25 protein-coding genes are annotated in these 23,205 nt (G+C 48.7%); 22 read left to right on the top strand and 3 right to left on the bottom strand.

Annotation, left to right across the window (positions count from 1 at the left end):
• Positions 1-2 precede the first annotated feature (2 nt).
• The 16 genes from wecB to fabZ all read left to right on the top strand — a co-directional run bounded on the left by wecB (position 3) and on the right by fabZ (position 13,430).
• Entirely contained in the window at positions 3-1,121 is a 1,119-nt protein-coding gene (gene wecB, locus DFR62_RS04780; protein ID WP_121298341.1) for a non-hydrolyzing UDP-N-acetylglucosamine 2-epimerase, read from the top strand.
• A gap of 714 nt (positions 1,122-1,835) precedes the next feature.
• Positions 1,836-2,057: an AtpZ/AtpI family protein gene (locus tag DFR62_RS04775; protein ID WP_058382963.1), complete on the top strand. Its 222-nt coding sequence runs from the start codon at positions 1,836-1,838 to the stop codon at positions 2,055-2,057.
• Between the two features lie 3 nt (positions 2,058-2,060).
• Positions 2,061-2,432, top strand: coding sequence for an ATP synthase subunit I (locus DFR62_RS04770; RefSeq protein WP_121298338.1), 372 nt, complete (start codon positions 2,061-2,063; stop codon positions 2,430-2,432).
• 28 nt (positions 2,433-2,460) lie between these two features.
• Positions 2,461-3,171 carry a F0F1 ATP synthase subunit A gene (atpB, locus tag DFR62_RS04765; protein WP_112230475.1) on the top strand — a complete coding sequence of 237 codons (711 nt, stop codon included), beginning with the start codon at positions 2,461-2,463 and terminating at the stop codon, positions 3,169-3,171.
• 59 nt (positions 3,172-3,230) lie between these two features.
• Positions 3,231-3,443, top strand: a complete 213-nt coding sequence (gene atpE / locus DFR62_RS04760) for a F0F1 ATP synthase subunit C (protein WP_008433003.1) — start codon at positions 3,231-3,233, stop codon at positions 3,441-3,443.
• A 309-nt stretch (positions 3,444-3,752) separates the two neighbouring features.
• Positions 3,753-4,274, top strand: coding sequence for a F0F1 ATP synthase subunit B (atpF, locus tag DFR62_RS04755; protein WP_101191263.1), 522 nt, complete (start codon positions 3,753-3,755; stop codon positions 4,272-4,274).
• Positions 4,271-4,801, top strand: a complete 531-nt coding sequence (locus DFR62_RS04750; RefSeq protein WP_121298336.1) for a F0F1 ATP synthase subunit delta — start codon at positions 4,271-4,273, stop codon at positions 4,799-4,801. Before atpF ends, DFR62_RS04750 begins: the two co-directional genes overlap by 4 nt.
• 28 nt (positions 4,802-4,829) lie before the next feature.
• Positions 4,830-6,338: a F0F1 ATP synthase subunit alpha gene (gene atpA / locus DFR62_RS04745; RefSeq protein WP_121298334.1), complete on the top strand. Its 1,509-nt coding sequence runs from the start codon at positions 4,830-4,832 to the stop codon at positions 6,336-6,338.
• A 48-nt stretch (positions 6,339-6,386) separates the two neighbouring features.
• Positions 6,387-7,244 (top strand): ATP synthase F1 subunit gamma, encoded by an 858-nt coding sequence (atpG, locus tag DFR62_RS04740; protein ID WP_121298332.1) that lies wholly within the window; start codon positions 6,387-6,389, stop codon positions 7,242-7,244.
• Between the two features lie 197 nt (positions 7,245-7,441).
• On the top strand, positions 7,442-8,857 hold the full coding sequence (gene atpD, locus DFR62_RS04735; protein ID WP_058382970.1) for a F0F1 ATP synthase subunit beta: 1,416 nt from the start codon (positions 7,442-7,444) through the stop codon (positions 8,855-8,857).
• Positions 8,858-8,881: 24 nt separating this feature from the next.
• Positions 8,882-9,286 carry a F0F1 ATP synthase subunit epsilon gene (locus DFR62_RS04730; protein ID WP_058382971.1) on the top strand — a complete coding sequence of 135 codons (405 nt, stop codon included), beginning with the start codon at positions 8,882-8,884 and terminating at the stop codon, positions 9,284-9,286.
• 167 nt (positions 9,287-9,453) lie between these two features.
• Positions 9,454-9,687, top strand: a complete 234-nt coding sequence (locus DFR62_RS04725; RefSeq protein ID WP_058382972.1) for a DUF1146 family protein — start codon at positions 9,454-9,456, stop codon at positions 9,685-9,687.
• A gap of 373 nt (positions 9,688-10,060) precedes the next feature.
• Entirely contained in the window at positions 10,061-11,359 is a 1,299-nt protein-coding gene (gene murA / locus DFR62_RS04720; RefSeq protein WP_121298330.1) for a UDP-N-acetylglucosamine 1-carboxyvinyltransferase, read from the top strand.
• A 215-nt stretch (positions 11,360-11,574) separates the two neighbouring features.
• Complete coding sequence (gene mreB / locus DFR62_RS04715; protein ID WP_121298328.1) at positions 11,575-12,570, top strand: rod shape-determining protein MreB; 996 nt, start codon at positions 11,575-11,577, stop codon at positions 12,568-12,570.
• Between the two features lie 103 nt (positions 12,571-12,673).
• On the top strand, positions 12,674-12,937 hold the full coding sequence (locus DFR62_RS04710; protein ID WP_121298326.1) for a DNA-directed RNA polymerase subunit beta: 264 nt from the start codon (positions 12,674-12,676) through the stop codon (positions 12,935-12,937).
• Positions 12,938-12,992: 55 nt separating this feature from the next.
• Positions 12,993-13,430: a 3-hydroxyacyl-ACP dehydratase FabZ gene (gene fabZ, locus DFR62_RS04705; protein WP_101191249.1), complete on the top strand. Its 438-nt coding sequence runs from the start codon at positions 12,993-12,995 to the stop codon at positions 13,428-13,430.
• 50 nt (positions 13,431-13,480) lie between these two features.
• On the opposite strand, the gene DFR62_RS04700 is transcribed toward fabZ, so the two are convergent.
• Positions 13,481-13,921: a YwpF family protein gene (locus tag DFR62_RS04700; RefSeq protein ID WP_121298324.1), complete on the bottom strand. Its 441-nt coding sequence runs from the start codon at positions 13,919-13,921 to the stop codon at positions 13,481-13,483.
• A 331-nt stretch (positions 13,922-14,252) separates the two neighbouring features.
• On the opposite strand from DFR62_RS04700, the gene DFR62_RS04695 reads away from it, so the two are divergent.
• Together DFR62_RS04695 and DFR62_RS17340 are read left to right on the top strand one after the other, a co-directional pair.
• Positions 14,253-14,663: a single-stranded DNA-binding protein gene (locus DFR62_RS04695; protein ID WP_121298322.1), complete on the top strand. Its 411-nt coding sequence runs from the start codon at positions 14,253-14,255 to the stop codon at positions 14,661-14,663.
• Positions 14,664-14,683: 20 nt separating this feature from the next.
• Positions 14,684-14,827 carry a hypothetical protein gene (locus DFR62_RS17340; RefSeq protein WP_167358041.1) on the top strand — a complete coding sequence of 48 codons (144 nt, stop codon included), beginning with the start codon at positions 14,684-14,686 and terminating at the stop codon, positions 14,825-14,827.
• 53 nt (positions 14,828-14,880) lie between these two features.
• On the opposite strand, the gene DFR62_RS04690 is transcribed toward DFR62_RS17340, so the two are convergent.
• Positions 14,881-17,604: a DEAD/DEAH box helicase gene (locus tag DFR62_RS04690; protein WP_121298320.1), complete on the bottom strand. Its 2,724-nt coding sequence runs from the start codon at positions 17,602-17,604 to the stop codon at positions 14,881-14,883.
• Positions 17,601-19,133, bottom strand: coding sequence for a hypothetical protein (locus tag DFR62_RS04685; protein WP_121299500.1), 1,533 nt, complete (start codon positions 19,131-19,133; stop codon positions 17,601-17,603). The genes DFR62_RS04690 and DFR62_RS04685 overlap by 4 nt, the downstream gene beginning before the upstream one ends.
• A 182-nt stretch (positions 19,134-19,315) precedes the next feature.
• Here DFR62_RS04685 and DFR62_RS04680 point away from each other — a divergent pair, with 182 nt between their 5' ends.
• The 4 genes from DFR62_RS04680 to DFR62_RS04665 all read left to right on the top strand — a co-directional run bounded on the left by DFR62_RS04680 (position 19,316) and on the right by DFR62_RS04665 (position 23,201).
• Positions 19,316-19,780, top strand: coding sequence for a hypothetical protein (locus DFR62_RS04680; RefSeq protein ID WP_058382979.1), 465 nt, complete (start codon positions 19,316-19,318; stop codon positions 19,778-19,780).
• Between the two features lie 728 nt (positions 19,781-20,508).
• Positions 20,509-21,333, top strand: coding sequence for a M55 family metallopeptidase (locus tag DFR62_RS04675; protein ID WP_121298318.1), 825 nt, complete (start codon positions 20,509-20,511; stop codon positions 21,331-21,333).
• 12 nt (positions 21,334-21,345) lie between these two features.
• On the top strand, positions 21,346-22,281 hold the full coding sequence (locus DFR62_RS04670; RefSeq protein WP_058382981.1) for an ABC transporter permease: 936 nt from the start codon (positions 21,346-21,348) through the stop codon (positions 22,279-22,281).
• Positions 22,281-23,201: an ABC transporter permease gene (locus tag DFR62_RS04665; RefSeq protein ID WP_121298315.1), complete on the top strand. Its 921-nt coding sequence runs from the start codon at positions 22,281-22,283 to the stop codon at positions 23,199-23,201. The genes DFR62_RS04670 and DFR62_RS04665 overlap by 1 nt, the downstream gene beginning before the upstream one ends.
• Positions 23,202-23,205 lie beyond the last annotated feature (4 nt).

Raw genomic sequence — 23,205 nt, 5'->3', positions numbered from 1 at the left:
AAGTGACGAAAAAATGGAAAGTGATGACGATTTTCGGCACACGTCCGGAAGCGATTAAAATGGCGCCTCTTGTGCTGGAACTGCAGAAGCACCCAGAAACGATCGAACCGCTTGTGACTGTGACCGCACAGCATCGCCAAATGCTTGACCAAGTGCTCGAAACATTCGGCATCACCCCCGATTTTGATTTGAACATCATGAAAGACCGCCAAACCTTGAGTGATGTCACGGTGCGGGCTATGCAAGGCCTGGATGATGTGATGAAAGAAGCGAAACCGGATATCGTGCTGGTACATGGAGATACGACAACGACATTCGCGGCAAGTTTAGCTGCTTTGTACAATCAAATCTCAATCGGGCACGTAGAAGCCGGGCTTCGGACCCACAATAAGTACTCTCCTTTCCCGGAAGAGATGAACCGTCAATTGACAGGCGTCATGGCGGACATCCATTTTGCGCCGACCGAGAAGTCTGCACAGAATCTGCGTGATGAGAATAAAAAAGAAGAAACCATCTATATTACGGGCAATACGGCGATCGATGCCTTGCAGACGACGGTACGTGATAATTACCATCACCCGGTGCTCGATAAAATCGGCAGCGACCGCATGATCCTATTGACCGCGCATCGCCGTGAAAACCTCGGCGAACCGATGCGCAATATGTTCCGTGCGATCAAGCGCTTGACCGAAGAGCATGAGGATATCCAAGTAGTCTATCCGGTCCACATGAATCCAGCTGTTCGCGAAGTGGCAGACGAAGTGCTTGGGCGCGACCCGCGCATCCACTTGATCGAGCCGCTCGAAGTATTGGATTTCCATAACTTCGCAGCCCAGTCTTATTTCATCCTGACCGATTCGGGCGGGGTGCAGGAAGAAGCGCCATCTCTCGGCAAGCCAGTTTTGGTGTTGCGCGATACAACGGAACGGCCGGAAGGCATCGATGCCGGCACGTTGAAACTTGCCGGAACGGACGAAGAAACGATCTACCGCCTCGGCAAGGAATTGCTGACGGATGCGGCTGCATATGAAGCGATGTCGCAAGCATCGAATCCATATGGCGACGGAAAAGCATCTCAGCGAATCGTGGAAGCTTTGCACAAGTATTTCGGCGAGTTGTAGGGAGAAGGGGAGTAGAGGGTTCATTGGATATGGGTTAGCTTAGCCTCTACTTGGCTGCCTCCGCTTTTCTTTGTGTCTAGCGCAAGCGCGCCTAGCTCCTCGGGTCATAAGCCGTTCCAGCATTGCGGCAAAGAGCGCCGCATTGCTGATCCGTCTTATGCCTGTCGGAGGGCCACAGGATGTGGGTCAGCTAAGCGTTGCGACAGGACGTCGCGCACTTAGCTTAGCTTCCGCCATCAGGCGCTCTCGCTTTTCTTGGTGTCTAGCTTCGGCAGCCAGACCCTCGAGGTCACAAGCCACTTTGCTTATGCGGCAAAAGGCGCCGCGTCAGCAAATCGTCTTGTGCTTGTCGGGTCTAAACGGCTGCCTCCGCTTTTCTTATTGTCTAGCGTCAGCGGCCTGCCTCTCGGGTCGCAAGCCAATTTCCCTGTGCGGCTGAAAAGCGCCGCTTCGGGAACCCGTCTTGCGCCTGTCGAGGCAAAACGGCCACTTCCGCTTTTCTTGTAACAAATTTGTCAATCATATGTCGGCGGGTTTTTGCTTGTGAAGTTTTTCACTACATGTAATTGACATGATTTTACCCCTATTGTATGCTTACAAAGGGTCTGCATGAGAGGGTTTTCATACATAATGGATGTGCTATTGAAAGCCAGATGCGACTGCTCTTTTTATGGGCGTGAATGTCAAATCATTATGAATTTCGAGGGGTTTATCATGCACCCGAAAAAAAGTCCCTTACAAGCAATGGCGATTTATTCCGTCATTCTCTCACAACTTGTCGGGTCCGTACTAATCGGAGTCTTTACAGGGATGTGGCTTGATGAGCAATTCGGAACCGCCCCGCTCTTTTTGATCATCTGCTTGCTCGTCGGCCTGAGTGCCGGGGTTTGGGCGATGCTTCAGACCGTCCGAAAATTCGAATCAGGAGACATGTAAAAAATGGATGGACTTCAAGAGATCTATAAAAGATTAAAGAGGCTGATGTATTTCATCCTCGCCGTGTTCGTTTTAGGGTGGGGAGTCACTCCTTATCCGGAAGTGTTCGCAGGCCTAATCGTCGGATCTCTGTTCGGCATTTATAATATGTGGATCCTGGTCCGGAGAATGGAAAAATTCGACCGGGCGGTGGAAGAAGGCTCGAAAGTCCGTTCTCTCGGAACGGCATTACGGTTCGCATCAGGTGTAGCCGTTGTGGCGATCGCTATTTTGTTCGCTGAGCATATACACTTGGTCAGTGCGGTAATCGGGTTGATGATCCCTTATGGTCTCCTTTTGGTGGAGCGGATCGTTTATCACATGAAACACCATTAAAGAAAGTGGAAAGAGAGGTGAATTTATCGTGGATCATGGCGCTCCAATGCTCGAGGTGTTCGGAATCTGGTTCAACCTATCGAACGTTATGATGCTGCTTGTAGCCGCTCTTATTGTTTTCCTTATCGCATTCTTCGCTACCCGCAACTTGAAGCTGAAGCCAACAGGCATGCAGAACTTCATGGAATGGGTAATGGACTTTGTCAAAGGAATCATTAAAAGCAATATGGACTGGCGGGATGGCGGACGATTCCATATTCTTGGAATTACGCTGATCATGTTCATCTTCGTTTCGAACATGCTCGGGCTCCCATTTGCTGTTGTCGTCAACGGAGACCTTTGGTGGAAATCACCAACAGCGGATCCAGTCGTGACAATGACATTGGCTGCAACAATCATCATCTTGAGCCATTATTATGGTATTAAGCTGAAAGGCTTGAAAGGCTACAGTTCAGATTTCCTGAAACCGATGCCGTTCTTGTTCCCGCTTAAAATCATTGAGGAATTCGCAAATACGCTGACACTCGGTCTGCGTCTTTACGGTAACATCTACGCTGGTGAGATCTTGCTTACGTTGTTGGCAGGGCTTGCTTCAGCAAGTATCTTCGGATTCGTCGGTGCAATCTTGCCGATGATGGCATGGCAAGGATTCTCGATCTTTATCGGGGCTATCCAAGCGTTCATTTTCGTTATGTTAACGATGGTTTATTTATCGCATAAAGTCAGCGAAGACCATTGAGTATAAACTGCCTTCGGGCAAAACAAAAAAAACAATTATCCTGAGGAGGACATTTTAAAATGGGTTTATTAGCAGCAGCAATTGCAGTAGGATTAGCAGCACTAGGTGCAGGTATCGGTAACGGACTTATCGTTTCAAAAACAGTTGAAGGTATCGCTCGCCAGCCAGAAGCACGCGGCGTTCTTCAAACAACAATGTTCATCGGTGTAGCTTTGGTCGAGGCATTGCCGATCATCGCCGTAGTTATCGCGTTCATCGTAATGAACCGTTAATAAAGAAAAGCGGAAACGGCCGTTCAGCTCCGACCGGCATAAGACAGACCAGCGCAGTGGCGAGAGCCGCGTAGCTGGGCTGTCTTATGACCCGAGGAGTTGGCCGTTGAAGTCTAGACATCGTGTAAAGCGGAGCTAGACAAAGCAATTTATTACTGAAAAGCTAAATGGCGAGAATGCTCCGGCATGTTTTTCGCCATTTATGCTTGTATGATGCATTTTGGATTTCGACAGCACATCTAACGATTTTAAGCAGTATATATAATAGAAGAAAAAGTATTTTAGGCTCTTGAAGGGAGTGAAACAATCGTGTTTTTTGATCACCTCGTACTCGGTGCAACCGGGGAGTTTTTGAATATTGGAGACATCATCGCAACATTGGTCATCTTTTTGCTCCTAATGGCCCTGTTGAAGAAATTTGCGTGGGGTCCATTGATGGGCGTTATGCAGCAGCGTGAAGATCTGATCGCAAGTGAGATCGAAACTGCAGAAAAAAGCCGTCAGGAATCACAGCAAATGCTTGATGAGCAGCGCAACCTTTTGAAGGATGCCCGCAACCAGGCGCAGGAAATCGTTGAAAATGCCAAGAAACAAGGCGAAGTTTCTCGTGAGGAAATCATTACGACAGCGCGTGCTGAATCTGCCCGCATGAAAGAATCCGCAGTGGCAGAAATTGCTAACGAGCGCGAAAAAGCGATCGCAGCAGTACGTGAAGAAGTTGTGGCTCTGTCCTTGTTGGCAGCTACGAGAGTATTGGACAAGGAAATCTCTGAGGAAGACAACCGTCAGTTGATTAACGAAACGATTGCGAAGGCAGGCGAAGTGCAATGAGCCAAGTCGCTGAGCGCTACGCATCGGCATTATTCCAGGTAGCCAAAGAACACAATGTGACTTTGGAAATCGAACAGGATCTCCGTGAAGTACGTAAAGTTTTCAAGTTGACTCCTGAACTTTACCAATTGATCGTGTCACCGAAACTTTCATCTGAAAAGCGCACAAACCTCATCAACGAAGTATTTCAGGGCGTTAACACATACGTCTTGAATACACTTCAGATGTTGGGTGATCGCAGACGCATGAACGAAATCAGTGATATGACACAAGCATATATCAAGCTTTCGAACGAAGAGCAGGGAATCGAGGATGCAACAGTTTATTCAACCCGTCCATTGACGGAAGAAGAAACGGCATCTCTTTCCACCGCTTTCGCGAAAAGCATCGGCAAGAATTCTTTACGGATTGAAAACGTAATCGACCCATCGTTGATTGGTGGATTGCGCCTTCAAATCGGAAACCGCATCTTTGATAGCAGCGTCAGCACGAAACTTGCCCGCCTGCAACGTCAATTGATCGGCTAATTTATGAAATTATGAGAGGGTGAAATACATGAGCATCAAAGCTGAAGAAATCAGCAATCTGATTAAGCAACAGATTGAAAACTATCAATCAGAGATGAAAGTTGACGAAGTCGGTACAGTCATCACAATTGGTGACGGTATCGCTCGCGCTCATGGCCTCGACAACATCATGGCTGGAGAACTTGTAGAATTCTCTAATGGTGTAATGGGTATGGCACAAAACTTGGAAGCCAACAACGTTGGTATCATCATCCTTGGGCCATTCTCAGACATCAAAGAAGGCGATGAAGTACGTCGAACTGGCCGTATTATGGAAGTACCGGTAGGACAAGAACTTATCGGACGCGTAGTAAATCCACTAGGACAGCCAGTTGATGGCCTTGGACCGATCAACACGACTAAATCCCGTCCTATTGAAAGCCCAGCACAAGGCGTTATGGCACGTAAATCCGTGCACGAACCGCTTCAAACGGGTATTAAAGCAATCGATGCTCTTGTGCCAATCGGCCGTGGGCAGCGCGAATTGATCATCGGTGACCGCCAGACTGGTAAAACGTCTGTCGCAATCGACACGATCTTGAACCAAGGCGACCAAGACATGATCTGTATTTACGTAGCAATCGGCCAAAAAGAGTCGACTGTCCGTAACGTTGTTGAGACGTTCCGCAAAAACGGTGCGCTTGACTACACGATCGTTGTTACAGCGTCTGCTTCTCAACCAGCGCCACTTCTATACCTAGCTCCTTACGCTGGTATTACAATGGCTGAAGACTTCATGTTCGATGGCAAGCACGTTTTGATCGTCTATGATGATTTGACAAAACAAGCTTCCGCTTACCGTGAACTTTCACTCTTGCTTCGTCGTCCTCCAGGCCGTGAAGCTTACCCAGGTGACGTTTTCTATCTTCACTCACGCCTTCTTGAGCGCGCAGCGAAGTTGAACGAATCACTCGGATCAGGATCGATCACTGCATTGCCGTTCGTTGAAACGCAAGCAGGCGATATTTCCTCATATATCCCAACAAACGTAATCTCGATTACGGATGGCCAGATCTTCCTTCAATCGGATCTATTCTTCGCCGGTGTTCGCCCAGCGATCAACGCAGGTCTTTCTGTATCCCGTGTAGGTGGTTCAGCTCAGATCAAAGCGATGAAGAAAGTTGCCGGTACATTGCGTCTTGACTTGGCAGCCTACCGTGAATTGGAGTCATTCTCCCAATTCGGTTCAGATCTTGACCCAGCGACAGCTGCAAAACTTGAGCGCGGTAAACGTACAGTTGAAGTTCTCAAGCAGGACTTGAACAGCCCGATTAAAGTTGAAAAACAAGTTGTTATCTTCTACGCATTGACTCGTGGATTCCTCGACGATATTCCTGTACAAGACATCACTCGTTTCGAAGCTGAATTGACTAGCTGGTTGGATACAAACCACACAAACGTTTTGGATACCATCCGCTCAACTCAGGGATTGCCATCTGACGACGAATTCGGTGCAGCAATCAACGAATTCAAGCACACATTCGCGAAATCAGAATAAGCTCCCTGGCAGGATCGGAAGAAAAAATAACAAGGTGGTGAAATACCAGTGGCATCTTTACGCGATATAAAAACACGAATTACGTCAACCAAGAAAACAAGCCAAATCACGAAAGCGATGCAGATGGTTTCCGCTTCTAAATTGAACAAAGCAGAAATGAGCGCTAAAGCTTTCGTTCCATATATGGAAAAGATCCAGGATGTGGTCGCTTCGATCGCAGCCGGTTCCAGCGACGTGTCGAATCCTATGATGATGGCACGCCCTGTTAAGAAAACGGCATATTTGGTCATTACCTCTGACCGTGGCCTTGTTGGCGGCTATAACAGTAACATCTTGCGTACTGTCATGGCTAAAATCAATGAGCGCCACACGTCAAGCGACGAATTTGTTATCCTCAGCGTCGGGCGGAAAGGCCGTGACTTCTTTGCGAAGAAAGGCTATAACATCATCGAAAGTTCAATCGGGCTTCCGGACCACCCAGCGTTTGCGGATATCAAGGAAATAACGCGCAAAGCTGTTGGTATGTTCGCAGATGGTACGTATGACGAAGTTTATATGTACTATAACCATTATGTTTCTGCCATCTCCCAGGAGGTTACCGAAAAGAAAGTGCTGCCGTTGACTGACATTCAGCCAACAGGATCGACTGCTTCTTACGAGTTCGACCCATCAGCAGAAGCGATTCTGGAAGTTCTTCTTCCACAATACGCGGAAAGCTTGATCTTTGGAGCCTTGCTGGACGGCAAAGCAAGTGAGCATGCTGCTTCCATGACAGCAATGAAGAGCGCAACCGACAACGCATCAGAATTGATCGGCGATCTGACGCTTGTCTACAACCGTGCACGCCAAGCTGCGATCACTCAGGAAATCACAGAAATCGTCGGCGGAGCTGCAGCGTTAGAGTAAGAAAAGCGAAGGAAGCCGTTTAGATTCGACAGGCATAAGACGAATTCCCGAAGCGGCGCTTTCTGCCGCACAGGGAAGTTGGCTTATGACCCGAGAATCTGGCTTCCGGAGACTAGACACAAAGAAAAGCGAAGACGGCCGTTTAGGCCCGACGAGCTTTAAATAGGTTCAATAAAAGTAAGACAGGAGGGAACAGCATGAACACAGGACACGTTCTTCAGGTTATGGGTCCGGTTGTAGACGTTAAGTTTTCCAATGGCCAACTTCCAGCGATCTACAACGCCCTAACCGTTAATATTGATCGTCCCAATCAAGCTCAAACTACTTTGACTCTTGAAGTAGCTTTGCACCTTGGCGACGACACAGTTCGTACCATCGCAATGGAATCCACTGACGGATTGCAGCGCGGTTCAGCAGTAACCGATTTGGGCAGAGCAATTTCTGTTCCTGTCGGAGATGTTACACTTGGCCGAGTATTCAACGTACTTGGTGAAGTAATCGACTTGGGTGAGGAAATCCCGGCATCAGAACGCCGCGACCCGATTCACCGTTCAGCTCCTACGTTTGAGCACCTTTCCACTGAAGTTGAAATTCTTGAAACTGGTATCAAAGTTGTTGACTTGCTTGCCCCTTACATCAAAGGCGGTAAAATCGGCCTCTTCGGTGGTGCCGGTGTAGGTAAAACTGTTTTGATCCAGGAATTGATCAACAACATCGCACAAGAACACGGCGGTCTTTCTGTATTCGCTGGTGTTGGCGAGCGTACGCGCGAAGGAAACGACTTGTTCCACGAGATGAGCGAATCCGGCGTTATCAAGAAAACTTCAATGGTCTTCGGCCAGATGAACGAGCCGCCTGGCGCACGTATGCGTGTTGCTTTGACAGGTTTGACTATGGCTGAATACTTCCGTGATGAGCAAGGCGCAGACGTTCTTTTGTTCATCGATAACATTTTCCGCTTCACGCAAGCAGGTTCTGAAGTATCCGCCCTTCTTGGCCGTATGCCATCAGCGGTTGGTTACCAGCCGACACTTGCGACTGAAATGGGTCAATTGCAAGAGCGTATCACAACAACTAGCGCTGGTTCTGTAACATCGATCCAGGCAATCTATGTTCCAGCCGATGACTATACGGATCCGGCTCCGGCAACAACGTTTGCCCACCTTGATGCAACAACTAACCTTGAGCGTAAACTTTCTGAGATGGGTATCTATCCAGCGGTGGATCCACTTGCTTCTACTTCCCGCGCATTGTCTCCTGAAATCGTCGGCGCGGAACACTATGGTGTTTCACGTCAGGTTCAAGAAACTTTGCAGCGTTATAGAGAGCTTCAGGATATCATTGCGATCCTTGGTATGGACGAATTGAGCGATGAGGACAAGCTGACGGTTAACCGTGCACGCCGCGTCCAAAACTTCTTGTCTCAAAACTTCCACGTTGCTGAACAGTTCACTGGCCAAAAAGGCTCGTATGTTCCAGTTCAGGAAACGATCAAAGGCTTCCAGGAAATCCTTGCAGGCAAATACGATCATCTTCCGGAAGATGCTTTCCGCCTAGTCGGCCGCATCGAAGAAGTTATCGAAAAAGCCAAAGGCATGGGCGTACAAGTCTAAAATCAGGGACCAGGAGGGAAAAAAATGAAGACCATTACAGTCAATATTGTCACTCCCGACGGCCCAGTATACGATTCAGAAGTTTCTATGGTGATTGCAGTTACAGCAACCGGTGAGATGGGCGTTTTGCCTGGTCACATTCCGACAGTAGCTCCTCTTGGAATCGGCGCAGTCCGATTAAAGAAAGAAAACTCGACGGAATTGGTCGCTGTAAGCGGTGGGTTCCTTGAAATCCGCCCTGAAAAAGTGACGATTCTTGCTCAATCAGCAGAAACTGCGACTGAGATCGACTTGGCACGTGCGCAGGAATCTGCAAAACGTGCTGAAGCACTTCTTCAGGCAAGAAAAGATGAGATCGACTACAAACGCGCGGAATTGGCGTTAAAACGTGCGATGAATCGTATCAACGTTTATGAGGGTAACATTTAATAAAATGGGACGGACGGAAGCGATTCGCTTCCGTCCGTCTTTTTTATTGGATTATGGGCAAGATTTCACGAAAAACTCATGAAGTTTTATGCCATATGAAATAATTTCAGCTATACTAACAGCAGGGGTTTCAACAAATACGATATGAGACGAAAGGAGAGTGCAGAGTGGAATTATACATCGGACAGCAAGCATTGATTTCAATCATCAGCCATATCTTTTTCACCGGCGTTTCATTTTATGCATTGCGGGCTGTGATGTTCGATAAATGGATAGCTAAACACCATGTATTGCAGGCCCAGATCTTATACATATTTTTGAGCATTGTCATCGGGACGTCCGTTTCTAACTTCTTTTTGGAAATTTCGGCATGGTCTAGGCAATTGCCGTACCTGTTTTAGCATGGCCGATTTGCCATGGTAATGCGGATGCAGGCCGTTCCTATGGCAAATCGGCAATGTTTTACTATTTCCCGGGAAATATTCAGTGCCTAAGGGTTTATTTCTATTGAAGTGGGGAAACAATTAACTGTAATCAATTTGTAATATTTCTTTTTGCGCTACGGACATAAAAATACCTATGCATGCGAACAACATGGGGTATATTGAGTTTTTGATAAGAAAGCCTTGTAATGCTTGTTTCTTATCAAAAAACAAGGTATTATAGATAAGGTTTTCATTTTTTACTACCATAAACTACAGAGATTATTAAATGAGAAAATATACGTGAGAGCTGTATAAATTAGGGACTATTAAACACATGGAGGGCTATGCTTTGGATCATATCATCGTTAAAGGCGGAAAGAAATTAACAGGGAAAGTACGGGTAGAAGGAGCGAAGAACGCAGTACTGCCAGTATTGGCAGGCGCGCTTCTTGCAAGTGAAGGAAAAAGCTTCATTACGGAAGTGCCGAATCTTGCAGACGTCTACACTATTCAGGAAGTATTGAGAAGCCTGAATGTAGAAGTCGAGTATTTCCCGGAGAAAAACGAGATGCACATCGATGCATCTTCACAACTATCGAGTGAAGCACAGTTCGAATATGTCCGCAAAATGCGTGCATCGATTCTGGTCATGGGACCTGTACTTGCACGCAACGGATTTGCCCGTGTCGCTTTGCCAGGCGGCTGCGCCATCGGATCTCGTCCGATCGATCAGCACCTAAAAGGCTTTGAAGCAATGGGAGCGAACATCACTTTCGGAAACGGCTTCGTTGAAGCAAAAACGGATGGCCGTTTACGCGGTGCTAAAATCTACCTCGACTTCCCAAGTGTCGGTGCGACAGAGAACATCATGTCAGCCGCAGCGCTTGCAGATGGGGTAACGATCATCGAAAACGCAGCAAAAGAGCCGGAAATCGTTGACCTAGCGAATTATATCAACGAAATGGGCGGAAACGTCAAAGGCGCTGGTACGGATACTATGCGTATCGAAGGCGTTGAGACACTTCACGGATCGCATCACTCAATCATTCCTGACCGTGTAGAAGCAGGGACATTCATGGTGGCAGCTGCCATCACAGAAGGCGACGTTATCATTGAAAACGCCGTTCCGGAACATATGGCTGCATTGATCTCGAAAATGGGCGAAATGGGAGTCGATATCCAAGAAACGGATGAAGGCTTGCGCGTCCGTGCGACACGTCCGCTTCGTTCCATCGACATCAAGACCATGCCGCACCCAGGATTCCCGACAGATATGCAATCGCAAATGATGTCATTGATGCTGACTGCACAAGGCAACGGCATCCTGACTGAAACTGTTTTTGAAAACCGCTTCATGCACGTTGAAGAATTCCGCCGCATGAATGCATCCGTTAAGATTGAGGGACGTTCAGTGATTATGGAAGGCCCTTCTAAATTGCAAGGCGCTCAAGTATCAGCGACAGATCTTCGTGCAGCTGCTGCATTGATCTTGGCTGGACTTGCTGCTGAAGGCATTACACGTGTACACGAGCTTTATCATCTAGACCGCGGATATGTTGATTTCCACTTGAAGCTGGAAGCTCTAGGAGCAGACATTGAACGCGTATCGACTGAAACAAGCGAAGTAAAAGAAGAGCAAATGGTTTAATTCATCAGGACTCATACTTCATATGATCAAGAGCCTGCCGCACAATTGAGCGGCAGGCTCTTTTCGTAGAAAAACGAGCTGAAAGTATTTTCGGAGAATTTTGTCAGTCGTTGCAGGATTATGATAAGATTTTAACTAGACAATTCTAATGGAAATGTAAGCTTGGAAAATCAAAGTTCAATCAACATCGCAGAATACAGGAAGGGGACGGCGTAATGTTTTCGAAAGATATAGGCATCGATCTCGGAACAGCCAATGTGCTGATCTATGTAAAAGGCAAAGGCATCATTTTAAACGAGCCGTCCGTAGTAGCAGTCGATAAAAAATCCAATGAACTGATCGCGGTCGGCACGGAAGCCCAGAAGATGATGGGGCGCACACCCCAGCATATTGCGGTGATCCGCCCATTGAAAGATGGCGTCATCCATGATTTCGATATCACGGAATTGATGCTCAAGCATTTTATCCAAGTATTGAAACTGAAAGGGTTTATGATGAAGCCGCGCATCCTTATCTGCTGCCCAGCAAATATCACGAGCATCGAACAGAAAGCGATTCGCGAAGTGGCTGAAAAAGCCGGCGCGCGAAAAGTCTATGTCGAAGTGGAGCCGAAAGTTGCGGCGATCGGGGCAGGACTTGATATTTATCAGTCGGATGCGAGCCTCGTTATCGATATTGGTGGGGGAACTTCCGATATTGCGGTTTTGTCGATGGGTGAAATCGTTAAAAGTACAACCTTGAAAGTGGCAGGCGATCATTTCGACTTGGATATACTCCATTACATAAAGAGAAAATACAAATTGCTGATTGGGGAACGGACAGCTGAAAAACTGAAAGTGGAATTCGGGACGCTCAGCGGCGATCAGGAAGCCACGATGGACATTCGCGGACGGGATATGCTGACAGGCTATCCACGGACCATTACATTGAAAGCCCAGGAGATTACGGAAGCCTTGCATGAATCGGTCGAGTTAGTGGCAGAAGGTGTGCGAACGGTGCTTGAACAAACACCACCTGAACTGGCAGCGGATATCATCGACCGTGGCGGCGTGTTGACTGGCGGAGGTGCTTTGCTTGGCGGATTGGACCGGTTGCTGGCAGAGCGTCTTGGCATCCCGATCGCCATTGCGGAACATCCAAAAGAATGCGTCGTTCTTGGAACCGGGAAAATGCTTGAAGCAAAACAGGGTATTTTCCGTTCAAGGAGATAAAATTCAAATTTTTGTTCCACAGCCCAGGCTTTTTAGTATAATGGCAGATAGTGAAGAAACTTGTAGGGCATTGGGCATTTAAAGAAGAAAGGTTGACATAGCAATGGCACAATCACGAAAAGCTGGCTCGACTCAGCCAGATAAACCGAATACGCAAACCGACAAGCCGAAAAAGAAAACACGTTGGGTGCAAATCCGCATGTTTCCGATCTGGCTGCGCATCCTCCTGGTCATTGCGCTTCTCGTCGTTATGGCAGCACTGGGCGCTATGATCGGATACGGCGTCATTGGAGACGGCAATGCAGGAGATGCACTGAAATGGGAAACGTGGCAGCACATTTTCGACATCATGCGCGGCGTCACTTGATTACGCAGCGACAAAATCTTGAGATGAACAGAACGTGAAGAAGGGAATGGAACATATGTTGACGACAGAACAAGTACAGGCAATTTTGCCTCACCGCTATCCTTTTTTGATGGTCGATCGGATCGTTGAAATCGAAGCGGGGAAAAAAGCGGTCGGGCTGAAAAACGTCACCGCCAATGAAGATTTCTTTAACGGCCATTTTCCGGGATATCCTGTCATGCCGGGCGTCTTGATCGTTGAAGCGCTGGCACAGGTCGGAGCAGCTGCCGTTCTTCAGATGGAAGAGAACAAAGGCCGCCTAGCCTTCTTTACAGGCATTGATAATTGCCGTTTCAAGCGCCAAGTCACGCCAGGTGACCAATTGCGCTTGGAAGTGGAATTGACGCGCCTGCGCGGTTCTATGGGCAAAGGCCATGCCATTGCGACAGTAGACGGCGAAATCGCTTGTGAATGCGATATTTTATTCGCGCTTGGGCCAGTCCAGGAAAAATAAGATGAAAAAAACTGCCTCCCGCAGCCAATTCGGCCGCGGAGGCAGTTTTGTTATGTGGATTTGCTTTCGTCTTTGCGCAATACCGGCCGTTCCCGCATATCCGTTTCAAAACGCTCGAGCAGTTCCTCTCCTTCGAGCCCGTCTTCCAATAGCTCCGACAATAAAGTCTCGGCGTATTTGCGGCGCGCCCGTTTCAAGGTCCCTTTCATCAGCACAGAGACATGTCCGCCGATTGGTTTGACGGCATGGATGATCACTTCAAACGTGGCCGGTTCGTTTCCAGGATAGGAAATGACGACTTTGACGTCATGCACTTTTCCGTTTTGTTTCATATCGAGAAAAACAGCTTCATGCTTTTCGTCGACCAGCAGTTCAAGAACCCATGAACGCTGGGAATTTTCCTGGTTGATGATCAGGCCGTCATGGAGCGGGTAATCTACCAGTTGTTCTCCGTCTACAACAGCGAGCGACAGCATTTTGAATGTTTTCATGCAATTCCCTCCAGATAAAGCTTTGTTTTCAGTATAGCATAGCGGGGAAATGCCCGGCGAATGTCTATGGAAAAAATGCATTGCAACAAAATGGCGATTTTGCATTCCGGCTGACTGTGCAAGAAGCACTATAGTTCACAGAACGAAATGTTCGGAAAAACTTTTTGCTCTTTCCAGAATTCCGCAAATGATGTCCGAAATCCTTTCAAATCCGCGATTTCCCACATTGCCAAGGAAATGGTGGTATTAGTATGCTTTCATTACCGGCAGGACAGCAAGCAGGCGAATATACCAGCAGCTGAATCGGCCTGTCCGGCAGGAGGTGAAATCAATGAATCAAGTAGGCATTGTAGGTCGATTAACGAAAGACCCGTCGATGCGGGTACTGGGGGAAGGGCGTGTACATACTACCTTCGTCGTGGCCATTTCCCGCAACTTCAGGAACCAGCGTGGTGAAATCGAAAGCGATTATGTCCTTTGCTCCACCTGGGGCCGGACAGCCCAGAACGTCGCCAAGTATTGCATGAAAGGCTCGCAAGTCGCCATTACGGGAAGAATCCAATCACGCCATTACGATAAGGAAGATGGCTCCCGCGTCTATGTAACGGAAGTGATAGGCGACCAAGTACGTTTCCTCGATAAACGAAAGCCCTCAGACGATCTCATCCCCAAGCGGACGGAACCGGATTCTAGTGCAGAGTTCGATTTCCAGCCGCCCGAAACTGAGCAGGTGAACAGTTGACGCATAAGGAGGCAAGTGGAATGCCGAAAGAACTTCAGCTCCAATTGGAAGTCCATATGGAGCAATTGATCAAACTGACTGCTTCGCTTCATCAGCGCATGATTGAAGCGGAGCGGGAGCTGTCAGAACTGAAACGGGTCTTCGCCACAGGCGAGAAAAACTGATGATTGCTGTCCAAAAGAAAAAATCCGTCCAGGTGGGGTCCTGGCCGGATTTTTTAGAAGCTATACGTGAACAATTCTTTTAGTTCGTCATCGGACAGATCCGTCATCCATTGGCTGGATTGGATAAACTGGTCCGACATCGATTGCTTCTGCGTAAGCAGTGAATCGATTTTCTCTTCAATCGTACCGATCGTCACAAATTTATGGACGTGGACAAACTGCGTCTGGCCGATGCGGTATGCCCGGTCGGTCGCCTGGTTTTCCACAGCCGGGTTCCACCAGCGGTCCGCATGCAACACATGCGTAGCAGCCGTCAAGTTGAGTCCGGTGCCACCCGCTTTCAAGGATAGGATAAATATCGGGAATTCCCCATTCTGGAATGCAGCAACCAGTGAATCACGCTGATTTTTCGGCATATTGCCGGTCAAAAACGGCACTTCATGCCCGTATAATTCATTCAGCGCCTGCTGCAGCAGATGGCCCATCCCGATGTACTGCGTAAAGATCAAGCACTGCTCCCCGCGTTCCGCGATTTCCCCCGCAAGTGTCACGATGCGCTCGAGTTTCTGGGAGCGAGGCAATAACTCGTCTGCGGTCGTATACGGCTCTTTCAAATAAAGGGACGGATGATTGCACAGCTGTTTCAGCTTGCTGAGCATTTTCAGGACGAGGCCTTTTTTCTCGAAGCCTGTGAGCGTCCCCATCTTCTGCACCGTATCTTGCACAAGCCCCTCATACAGCGCGGCTTGCTCCGGCGTGAGTGGGCAATATTCCAACTGCTCCAGCTTTTCCGGTAAGTTGAGCTGCAGTTCGGGATCTTTTTTCGTCCGGCGAAGCAAGAATGGCTGAATGCGCTGCCGCAGCTTTTCTTTGGCCTGTTCGGAATCATCCCGTTCAATCGGCACCATAAAGGCTTCCTGGAACTGCTTGATGCGGTACAGGTAGCCTTTATTGATGAAATCGAATATCGACCATAGTTCAGACAGACGGTTCTCGATCGGCGTCCCGGTCAGGGCGATGTGATGCTGTCCTTTGAACTTGCGGATCGTCCGCGATTGTTTCGTGTACATGTTCTTGATGTTTTGTGCTTCATCGAGCGTGATGCTCGTCCACGTGATCGATTGGATTTCGACACTGTCGGACGAGGCGATGCCGTAAGTCGACAGCACGACGTCCGGCTGGTCAGCCGCAAGCGAGTCCAAGAAAGCCTGGCCTTTCGGGCGGTTGCTGCCGTAATGCGTGGCTACTTTCAAATCAGGCGCAAAACGCTCCAATTCCTTTTGCCAGTTGCCGAGGACCGAAGTTGGGCAAATGATGAGCGATGGCTGTTTCGGCTTTTCGCTGTGCACGTGTAGCAAGTAGGCGATTAACTGCACCGTCTTGCCGAGACCCATATCATCTGCTAGGCATAAACCGAAGCCTTCTTCGCGCATGAAGGTTAAATAATCAAAGCCGGTCTTCTGATAAGGGCGTAATTCGGTCTTCAAGTTCTCCGGCAATGGCGTTTCCGGCAAGTCGCGCTTATCGAGCAATTTATCGAGCAGGATTTTCAAAGATTTATTCAAATGGAACTCGACGAGCGGATCGTCTTCCTCGCCCGGTTCTTCGAGCATGACGTCCGGCACATTATGGAACAGCATATCTTTCAGCGTCCAATCGGCGTCTTCCGCTTCTTCGATCATCTGGCGCAGCTGCATCAACAGATTCGAGTCGACGCGCACCCATTCGTTGCCGACACGGATGAATTCGCGGTTTTCTGTCACTAGCTGCTCGAAATCCTGCATGCTCAAATCAACGCCGTTGAGTGAGAATTTCCAGTCGAAGCTGATGATTTGGTCCAGGCCGACGACCGATGCTTTTTTCGCCGGGGAAGTGACATTCGCTTTGACGCGCACTTTCGATTCCTGAACAGCTTGCAGCCAGGAAGGAATCGATACTTCCACGCCGAATGCCTGCAATAAGTCGGCGTCGTTGCGGAGGAAATTCAACACTTCCGCATCGGTCCAGCGGGCGATATACATTTGGTCCGCTTCGTAGCGGTCGACAGAAGGGCATAGGCTTAGGATCAAGCTTTGGCGCTCCTGGATGTCACGCGCATGGGCACGCCATTTTTCAGGCAGCACTTTTTCGATCACTTCATTTTCACGGCGTTTCGAAGGCGTCCAATAAGCGCTCCCGCGTTTAGTGCGCAGCGCTGTCCGGAATGCCCATAAGCCGCTATCGTCCGGTTCGGTCAATTGCATCGCGAGCACATAATCATCCGCAGGTTCCAGCCCGTCCCAGCCCGCATGTTCGACGAAATGCAAAAGGTACGGCAATTGGGCAGAAGTGAGCCCTTTTTGGCTCAGCTGGTGTCCGATGGTATCGGTCAAGAACGAGCGGATTTCCGCATCGCCATATGCCGAATCAATGGAAATGACGCCATCTTCGACTTGAACATGCTGCCATAAGGCAGAATCGTTCAAGGAGTCGGCGACGCGGCGCGCAAGTTTCAGCCAAGATTCATCTTGCAGGCGGCGCCCTGAAAACTGGACATAATGATGGGGATCCTGCTGGAACAAACGGACAAAATCGGCTGGCGTCAATAACAGGTCTAAGCCATCTGTTTGAACGTTCATGCCGAAAAAGCTGTCCTTGTCGGCGAAAAACAGGAATGGCGACCAGATTTCCGGAGGGATCCGGTTGCCGCTGTCGTTATAAGCCTGAAGCCGGAACACATCCGACTGTTCTATTTTTAAATAATACGTACGGCTTCCTTCGGTTTGGAATTGATTCATAACAGCTTTCCTTTCTCGATCTCTTCCTGGAGTGCGCGCAAGCGTTTATAGCGATGTTGGATTTCATTCATATAAGCGTTCCAAAACGGCATCTGTCCGCTTTTCTTGCACGCGGCTTTCATTTTCTTCCATACGCGGACGGCTTGTTTATAGCTTGTCCGGCTGCGTTCATCGAGATGTTGCAGCGCATAGCGATGGTATAGTGGCAGCGCGAAATCAGGAGCGGCGTTATGCACTTCCTTCAATCCGCATTCCTCTGCAAAATACAGAGGGGAATTATGCAGCTGGTGAAGCTCTGCCCATTGCTTGTACATGCCTTTTTCGACGAGGTAGGCAGAATAGGCAGGCAAGCCGTAATGGCCGAATTGTGTAAACAAATCTTCCCAATCTTCTTCCGTCAAATCGATCAATGAATACAGGCGGCTCAAAACGCGGACATAGTGGTGGCGGTACTGTGTAAACAATCCGTCAAACAGGAATGTCCGGACATGCGGCTTGATGGCCATCAAGATTGCGGAGAGCCCTTGTTGATGGCCTTCTTCTTCAGCGAGCACGGCAAGTTTGACCCAGTCCGCTGCAGCGCCCGGCGTAATATTGCCGGGAGAGACTTCGTTTCCGAGCAGCAAAGCGAAAAAGGCTTTGACTCGTTCATCTGGGCGGCGGAATTCATCGAGCCCGCTCAGCCGTTCGCGCCGGCTGATGAATAATTCGGTCCAGAACAGCTGGTAGATTTCAAAGCGTTCCGAAAACGAATCGTCGTTCGTTTCCGCAAATTCGCGGACCAGTTCACGCAAATGAGTGAAAAAAGCGTCCGATTCGAACGTGCGGTGCAAGCCGCGCAATTGTCCAAGCATATCACGCAGTGCATGCAATTCGTCCGCAAACCAGGTTTTGAAGAAGGAATGATGCACTTCTTTTGTTCCCGCGCTGAACGTCTCCCATACTTCGGTCAATGAAATCAGGTGGGCATAGGTTTTATATAAAGTTTTCCATTCACGCTCGAGTGGCATGAAGGACAGGGCGTTTTTCAAGCGACCTTCGTATAATTGCTCAAAATAGAAATAATTGCGCGTGACGTAATCATTGATCGGTTCGCGCCACGTGCTGCGGATTAGTGCTTCCCATTGATCGGGTGAGCGTTTGTTCGTCAGTGTCGACAATTTCTCATTCTCCTTATCACGCCATTTCGCGACCCATTCGGAAAGCGAGTCGATTTTTTGGTAAAGCGAAAAAATGACCGCCAATCGGTGACGGCAGTTTGTTTCCTGTGGGCATGCGCATACGGCAGCGAGTTTTCCGAAATTGAGCACCACTTTTACCGAGTGGGCATCTTTCACGCTCGCTTCGAGCAGCAGGCGTTCTTCATTGAAAGAATGTATCTGCACGCCGTCATGGCGCACTAAAAAGACTGCTTTTCGAACCATTTCCTCATCCAGCGCACGCGTAGGATGAAGCGACTTGTCGATAGCAGCCATATAATTGTGGATCGTATCTTCGTATTGTTTTGCTAAGGATAGAACCGTAGCCATCTGCATCGCCCCAAATAAAAACATTTCCTTCTATTATACGCATTTGTGGCAATACAGTAAACGAAGAAGGAAAAAGAAGCGGAAATGCCATCGTTTATTCATACTTATTTCTATTCGTTTCGACCAATTTATGGTATGATTCATGTAAGCAGAATATTCTGAAATATAAGGAGGGGAGTCAGATGTTGCATGTAAAACTGATGAAGCCGTTTTATACAAAGAGAGAAGGGCATCGCATCAAGTTTGTGTTCGCCTATCAATACTTTTCGATCCTGAAGGACGATGAAGTGTTTCATTTCATCCCTGTCGAAGGAAAGGAAATCATCGTCAATTTGAATACCTTCCAAGTAGAAAACCTTTCCGAAGTCTTTGTATTCCAAAAAGGGAACCGCTTTATCCGTTTGCCGCTCTACCAATTATTGCTGGTCTCGGATATCCATACACACCTTCAGAGCATATTGAAGGAAGAAAGGGCGGAATTGATCGAAGTGAACGAACAAACAAAGAAAGAAGCGACCGAAGCAATCCAGTTCCTGGAGCAGGAAAACTTCAACCGCATGATTGACCAGGCATTAGCCGCGGGGGATAAGGAACTGTTTGAGAAGCTGCTGTCCCAGCAAAAACAATTACTCGATGGAGGTCTATGATGAAGCATACAACAGCCTATGGATAAGAAACGTCTGCCCGGGAATTCGAGAGCAGGCGTTTTTATATGGAAGAAAACAAGCCAAAAGCCCTTTTCCGTCTATCGGAAAAGGGCTTTTACGTATGTTCGGAAATCATATGGTGCTCCTTTCTACATGAGCATGAAGTAATTGAGTGCCAACATTACGACTGCAGAACCCGTCACGCCCAGCGCAAGATCTCCCCATTGCATCTCCAGTACTTTTTCAAAATTATTCATGATGATCCGCTCCTTCTCTGATTGTCGGGAAACCCTGTTTGCCAGTTATAGTGTTCGGTTGAACTATTTATAACTTATTTACAGTGTATAAGGGGCTGGAAGAAAATGCATGAGACTAAATTACCAAATATTCTAAAAATTAAAATAAATAGAGAAATGCCTATTTGAATTTATAAAATCACCAAGCCCCTTTTAGAAAAAGGATGGAGTGGCAACCGGTAAATGAATTGTCAGCTCAGCAACGATGTATCGAAAAATGCATGGGTGATGCCATGCACTATTTATGCATGGGAAATCGTAAACAAGCAAGTAAGCGGTCGATTTCGGGTTTTTGTCCATTGTCAATTGCATGTGGAATGAAGTATATCGAATAAAAAATTATATTGAAATATTCTTACAATATTGATACATTAATACATACAAAGTTTCAAAAATATTCCGAATTAGACAAACAAAGGGGAAATACGCAGCATGAAATTCTACTTATCGATGGACATGGAAGGCGTGACGGCACTTCCGGATTATACATATGTGGACTCGAAAGAAGCGAATTATGAAAGGGGCCGGCGCCTCATGACAGGCGACGCCAATGCCATCATTCACGGGGCGTTCGATTCAGGCGCGGAAGCTTTTCTCGTCAACGACTCCCATTCCAAGATGAACAATTTAATCGCTGAAGACCTCCACGAAGAAGCGGAACTCATAACAGGCGGTGTCAAAGCATTTTCGATGGTCGAAGGCTTGGACGATAGCTACACAGGTGCCTTTTTTGCAGGCTATCATGCGCGCGCCGGACAGAAAGGCGTCATGTCGCACGCCATGATTTTCGGCGTCCGGTCGATGTGGATCGATGATGTCGAAATCGGAGAGCTCGGATTCAATGCATATGTCGCAGGTTACCACGGCGTTCCGGTGTTGATGGTAGCGGGAGATGACTGCGCATGCAGGGAAGCGGAAGCGCTTATTCCAGGTGTCACGACTGTCGCGGTCAAAGAGACCTTGACGCGTTCTGCAGTGAAAACACTGCATCCGAAAAAAGCGCAGCGCTTGTTGCGAGAGAAAACACAAGAAGCGATTCAGAATAAAGACCGCGTAAAGCCGCTCGTGCCGCCTGAGAAGCCGACGCTTCGCATGGAATTCACCAATTACGGGGAAGCGGAGCTTGCGGCAATGATGCCTGGCACCCGGCTTGAAGAAGGCACGACGATTGTTCGCTACGAAGCACAAAACATACTGGAAGCTTATCGCGCCATGCTGGTCATGACAGAACTGGCGATGCAAGCGAAGTTCTGTTAGGGGGAAGAAACAATGGGCAAATACATATTCAAACGATTTTTGATGATGCTCGTGACGATTTTCATCATCGCGACACTGACATTTTTCCTCATGCACGCCGTTCCGGGATCACCGCTTGAAAGCGACCGCAACACGAACGAGACGGTGCAGGCGAATCTAGAGCGCTTCTACAAACTCGACCAGCCACTACATATTCAATACTTGAGTTATATGCAGTCGATTGTCACGTTCGATTTCGGGCCGTCGATCAAAGACCCGAACCGCACCGTCAACGAACTGTTAGCAAGGGGCTTCCCGATTTCCTTCGAACTGGGAATCATCACCATTCTCGTAGCGGTCGTTTCCGGAATCATTCTCGGGACGATGGCTGCGCTGCGGCACAATAAAATGATCGATTATGCGGCCATGGCCTTTGCGGTCGTCGGGATCTCGATTCCGAACTTTGTTCTCGCAACGGTGCTGATCCAGCAGCTCGCGGTCAACTGGAATCTGTTCCCGCCCGCGACCTGGACCAGCCCGATGCATATGGTGCTGCCGGTGCTTGCGCTCGCGACCGGGCCGATGGCAATCATCGCCCGCCTGACGCGCTCGAGCATGCTCGAAGTGCTGACGCAGGATTATATTAAAATGGCGCGCGCCAAAGGCATCAAGCCGATGCGCATCGTTTTGCGACATGCGCTGCGCAATGCCTTGATGCCGGTCGTTACGATCATGGGCACTTTGCTTGCCGGCATTTTAACCGGAACTTTCGTCATCGAGAAAATTTTCGCGATTCCGGGAATGGGCAAATACTTTGTCGATTCGATCAATAACCGCGATTATCCGGTCATCATGGGCACTACAGTATTCTATAGTGCGTTCTTGATATTCATGCTGTTTCTGGTCGACATCGTTTACGGCATATTGGATCCGCGCATCAAGCTCCATAAGAAAGAAGGTGATGTGTGATGACTCAAGTCCGTGATGAATGGTTCCGCCCATCTGAAAACAGTGCGGATGAAAAAGAAGCCGTCGTCCGCCCGTCGCTTTCCTATTGGAAAGACGCCTGGCGCAGGCTGAAACAAAACAAACTGGCGATGCTCGGCCTGATTTTCCTGGCTTTGCTCGCTGTGATGGCGATATTCGGCCCTATCTTCTCGCCGCATTCCGTCACTACGCAAGACTTGCCGAACCAAAACCAACCGCCGAGCGCGACGCATTGGTTCGGGACCGATGAAGCGGGGCGCGACGTCTTTACCCGCACCTGGTACGGGGCGCGCATTTCCTTATTCGTCGGCTTGATGGCCGCATTGATCGATTTTGTTATCGGCATCGTCTACGGCGGCATCGCCGGCTATAAAGGCGGCAAAACCGATGGCATCATGATGCGCATCATCGAGATTCTCTACGGCTTGCCGTACTTGCTCGTGGTCATCTTGCTGCTCGTCGTGATGGGGCCGTCTTTATGGACGATCATCCTCGCGCTCACCATCACCGGCTGGGTCGGTATGGCCCGGATTGTCAGGGGCCAGGTGCTGCAAGTGAAAAACTATGAGTTCGTCACGGCATCGAAATCGTTCGGTGCGAAAACGCCGCGTATCATCCGCAAGAACTTGATCCCGAACTCGATGGGGCCGATCATCGTGCAAATGACGTTGACGGTGCCGAGTGCGATTTTTGCTGAAGCGTTCTTAAGCTTCCTCGGCCTTGGGATCCAGGCGCCGTTTGCCAGCTGGGGCGTCATGGCGAACGATGCGTTGCCGGTCATCATTACCGGCGACTGGTGGCGCTTGTTCTTCCCGGCATTATTTATTTCATTGACGATGTTCGCATTTAACGTACTTGGAGACGGGCTGCAGGACGCACTCGATCCGAAGATGAGGAAGTGAAGAC

This window comes from Planococcus citreus (assembly GCF_003664125.1).
Lineage (GTDB): Bacteria > Bacillota > Bacilli > Bacillales_A > Planococcaceae > Planococcus > Planococcus citreus.
The sequence above is the reverse complement of the archived record's forward strand: the minus strand, read 5'-3'. Positions and strand labels throughout refer to the sequence as shown.

Excerpts from the sequence above, each read along its gene's own strand:
- DFR62_RS04775 (WP_058382963.1), top strand. The coding sequence starts at position 1,836 with ATGCACCCGAAAAAAAGTCCCTTACAAGCAATGGCGATTTATTCCGTC.
- DFR62_RS04770 (WP_121298338.1), top strand. The coding sequence starts at position 2,061 with ATGGATGGACTTCAAGAGATCTATAAAAGATTAAAGAGGCTGATGTAT.
- atpE (WP_008433003.1), top strand. The coding sequence starts at position 3,231 with ATGGGTTTATTAGCAGCAGCAATTGCAGTAGGATTAGCAGCACTAGGT.
- DFR62_RS04750 (WP_121298336.1), top strand. The coding sequence starts at position 4,271 with ATGAGCCAAGTCGCTGAGCGCTACGCATCGGCATTATTCCAGGTAGCC.
- atpA (WP_121298334.1), top strand. The coding sequence starts at position 4,830 with ATGAGCATCAAAGCTGAAGAAATCAGCAATCTGATTAAGCAACAGATT.
- atpD (WP_058382970.1), top strand. The coding sequence starts at position 7,442 with ATGAACACAGGACACGTTCTTCAGGTTATGGGTCCGGTTGTAGACGTT.
- DFR62_RS04730 (WP_058382971.1), top strand. The coding sequence starts at position 8,882 with ATGAAGACCATTACAGTCAATATTGTCACTCCCGACGGCCCAGTATAC.
- mreB (WP_121298328.1), top strand. The coding sequence starts at position 11,575 with ATGTTTTCGAAAGATATAGGCATCGATCTCGGAACAGCCAATGTGCTG.
- DFR62_RS04710 (WP_121298326.1), top strand. The coding sequence starts at position 12,674 with ATGGCACAATCACGAAAAGCTGGCTCGACTCAGCCAGATAAACCGAAT.
- fabZ (WP_101191249.1), top strand. The coding sequence starts at position 12,993 with ATGTTGACGACAGAACAAGTACAGGCAATTTTGCCTCACCGCTATCCT.
- DFR62_RS04700 (WP_121298324.1), bottom strand. The coding sequence starts at position 13,921 with ATGAAAACATTCAAAATGCTGTCGCTCGCTGTTGTAGACGGAGAACAA.
- DFR62_RS04695 (WP_121298322.1), top strand. The coding sequence starts at position 14,253 with ATGAATCAAGTAGGCATTGTAGGTCGATTAACGAAAGACCCGTCGATG.
- DFR62_RS17340 (WP_167358041.1), top strand. The coding sequence starts at position 14,684 with ATGCCGAAAGAACTTCAGCTCCAATTGGAAGTCCATATGGAGCAATTG.
- DFR62_RS04690 (WP_121298320.1), bottom strand. The coding sequence starts at position 17,604 with ATGAATCAATTCCAAACCGAAGGAAGCCGTACGTATTATTTAAAAATA.
- DFR62_RS04685 (WP_121299500.1), bottom strand. The coding sequence starts at position 19,133 with ATGGCTACGGTTCTATCCTTAGCAAAACAATACGAAGATACGATCCAC.
- DFR62_RS04680 (WP_058382979.1), top strand. The coding sequence starts at position 19,316 with ATGTTGCATGTAAAACTGATGAAGCCGTTTTATACAAAGAGAGAAGGG.
- DFR62_RS04675 (WP_121298318.1), top strand. The coding sequence starts at position 20,509 with ATGAAATTCTACTTATCGATGGACATGGAAGGCGTGACGGCACTTCCG.
- DFR62_RS04670 (WP_058382981.1), top strand. The coding sequence starts at position 21,346 with ATGGGCAAATACATATTCAAACGATTTTTGATGATGCTCGTGACGATT.
- DFR62_RS04665 (WP_121298315.1), top strand. The coding sequence starts at position 22,281 with ATGACTCAAGTCCGTGATGAATGGTTCCGCCCATCTGAAAACAGTGCG.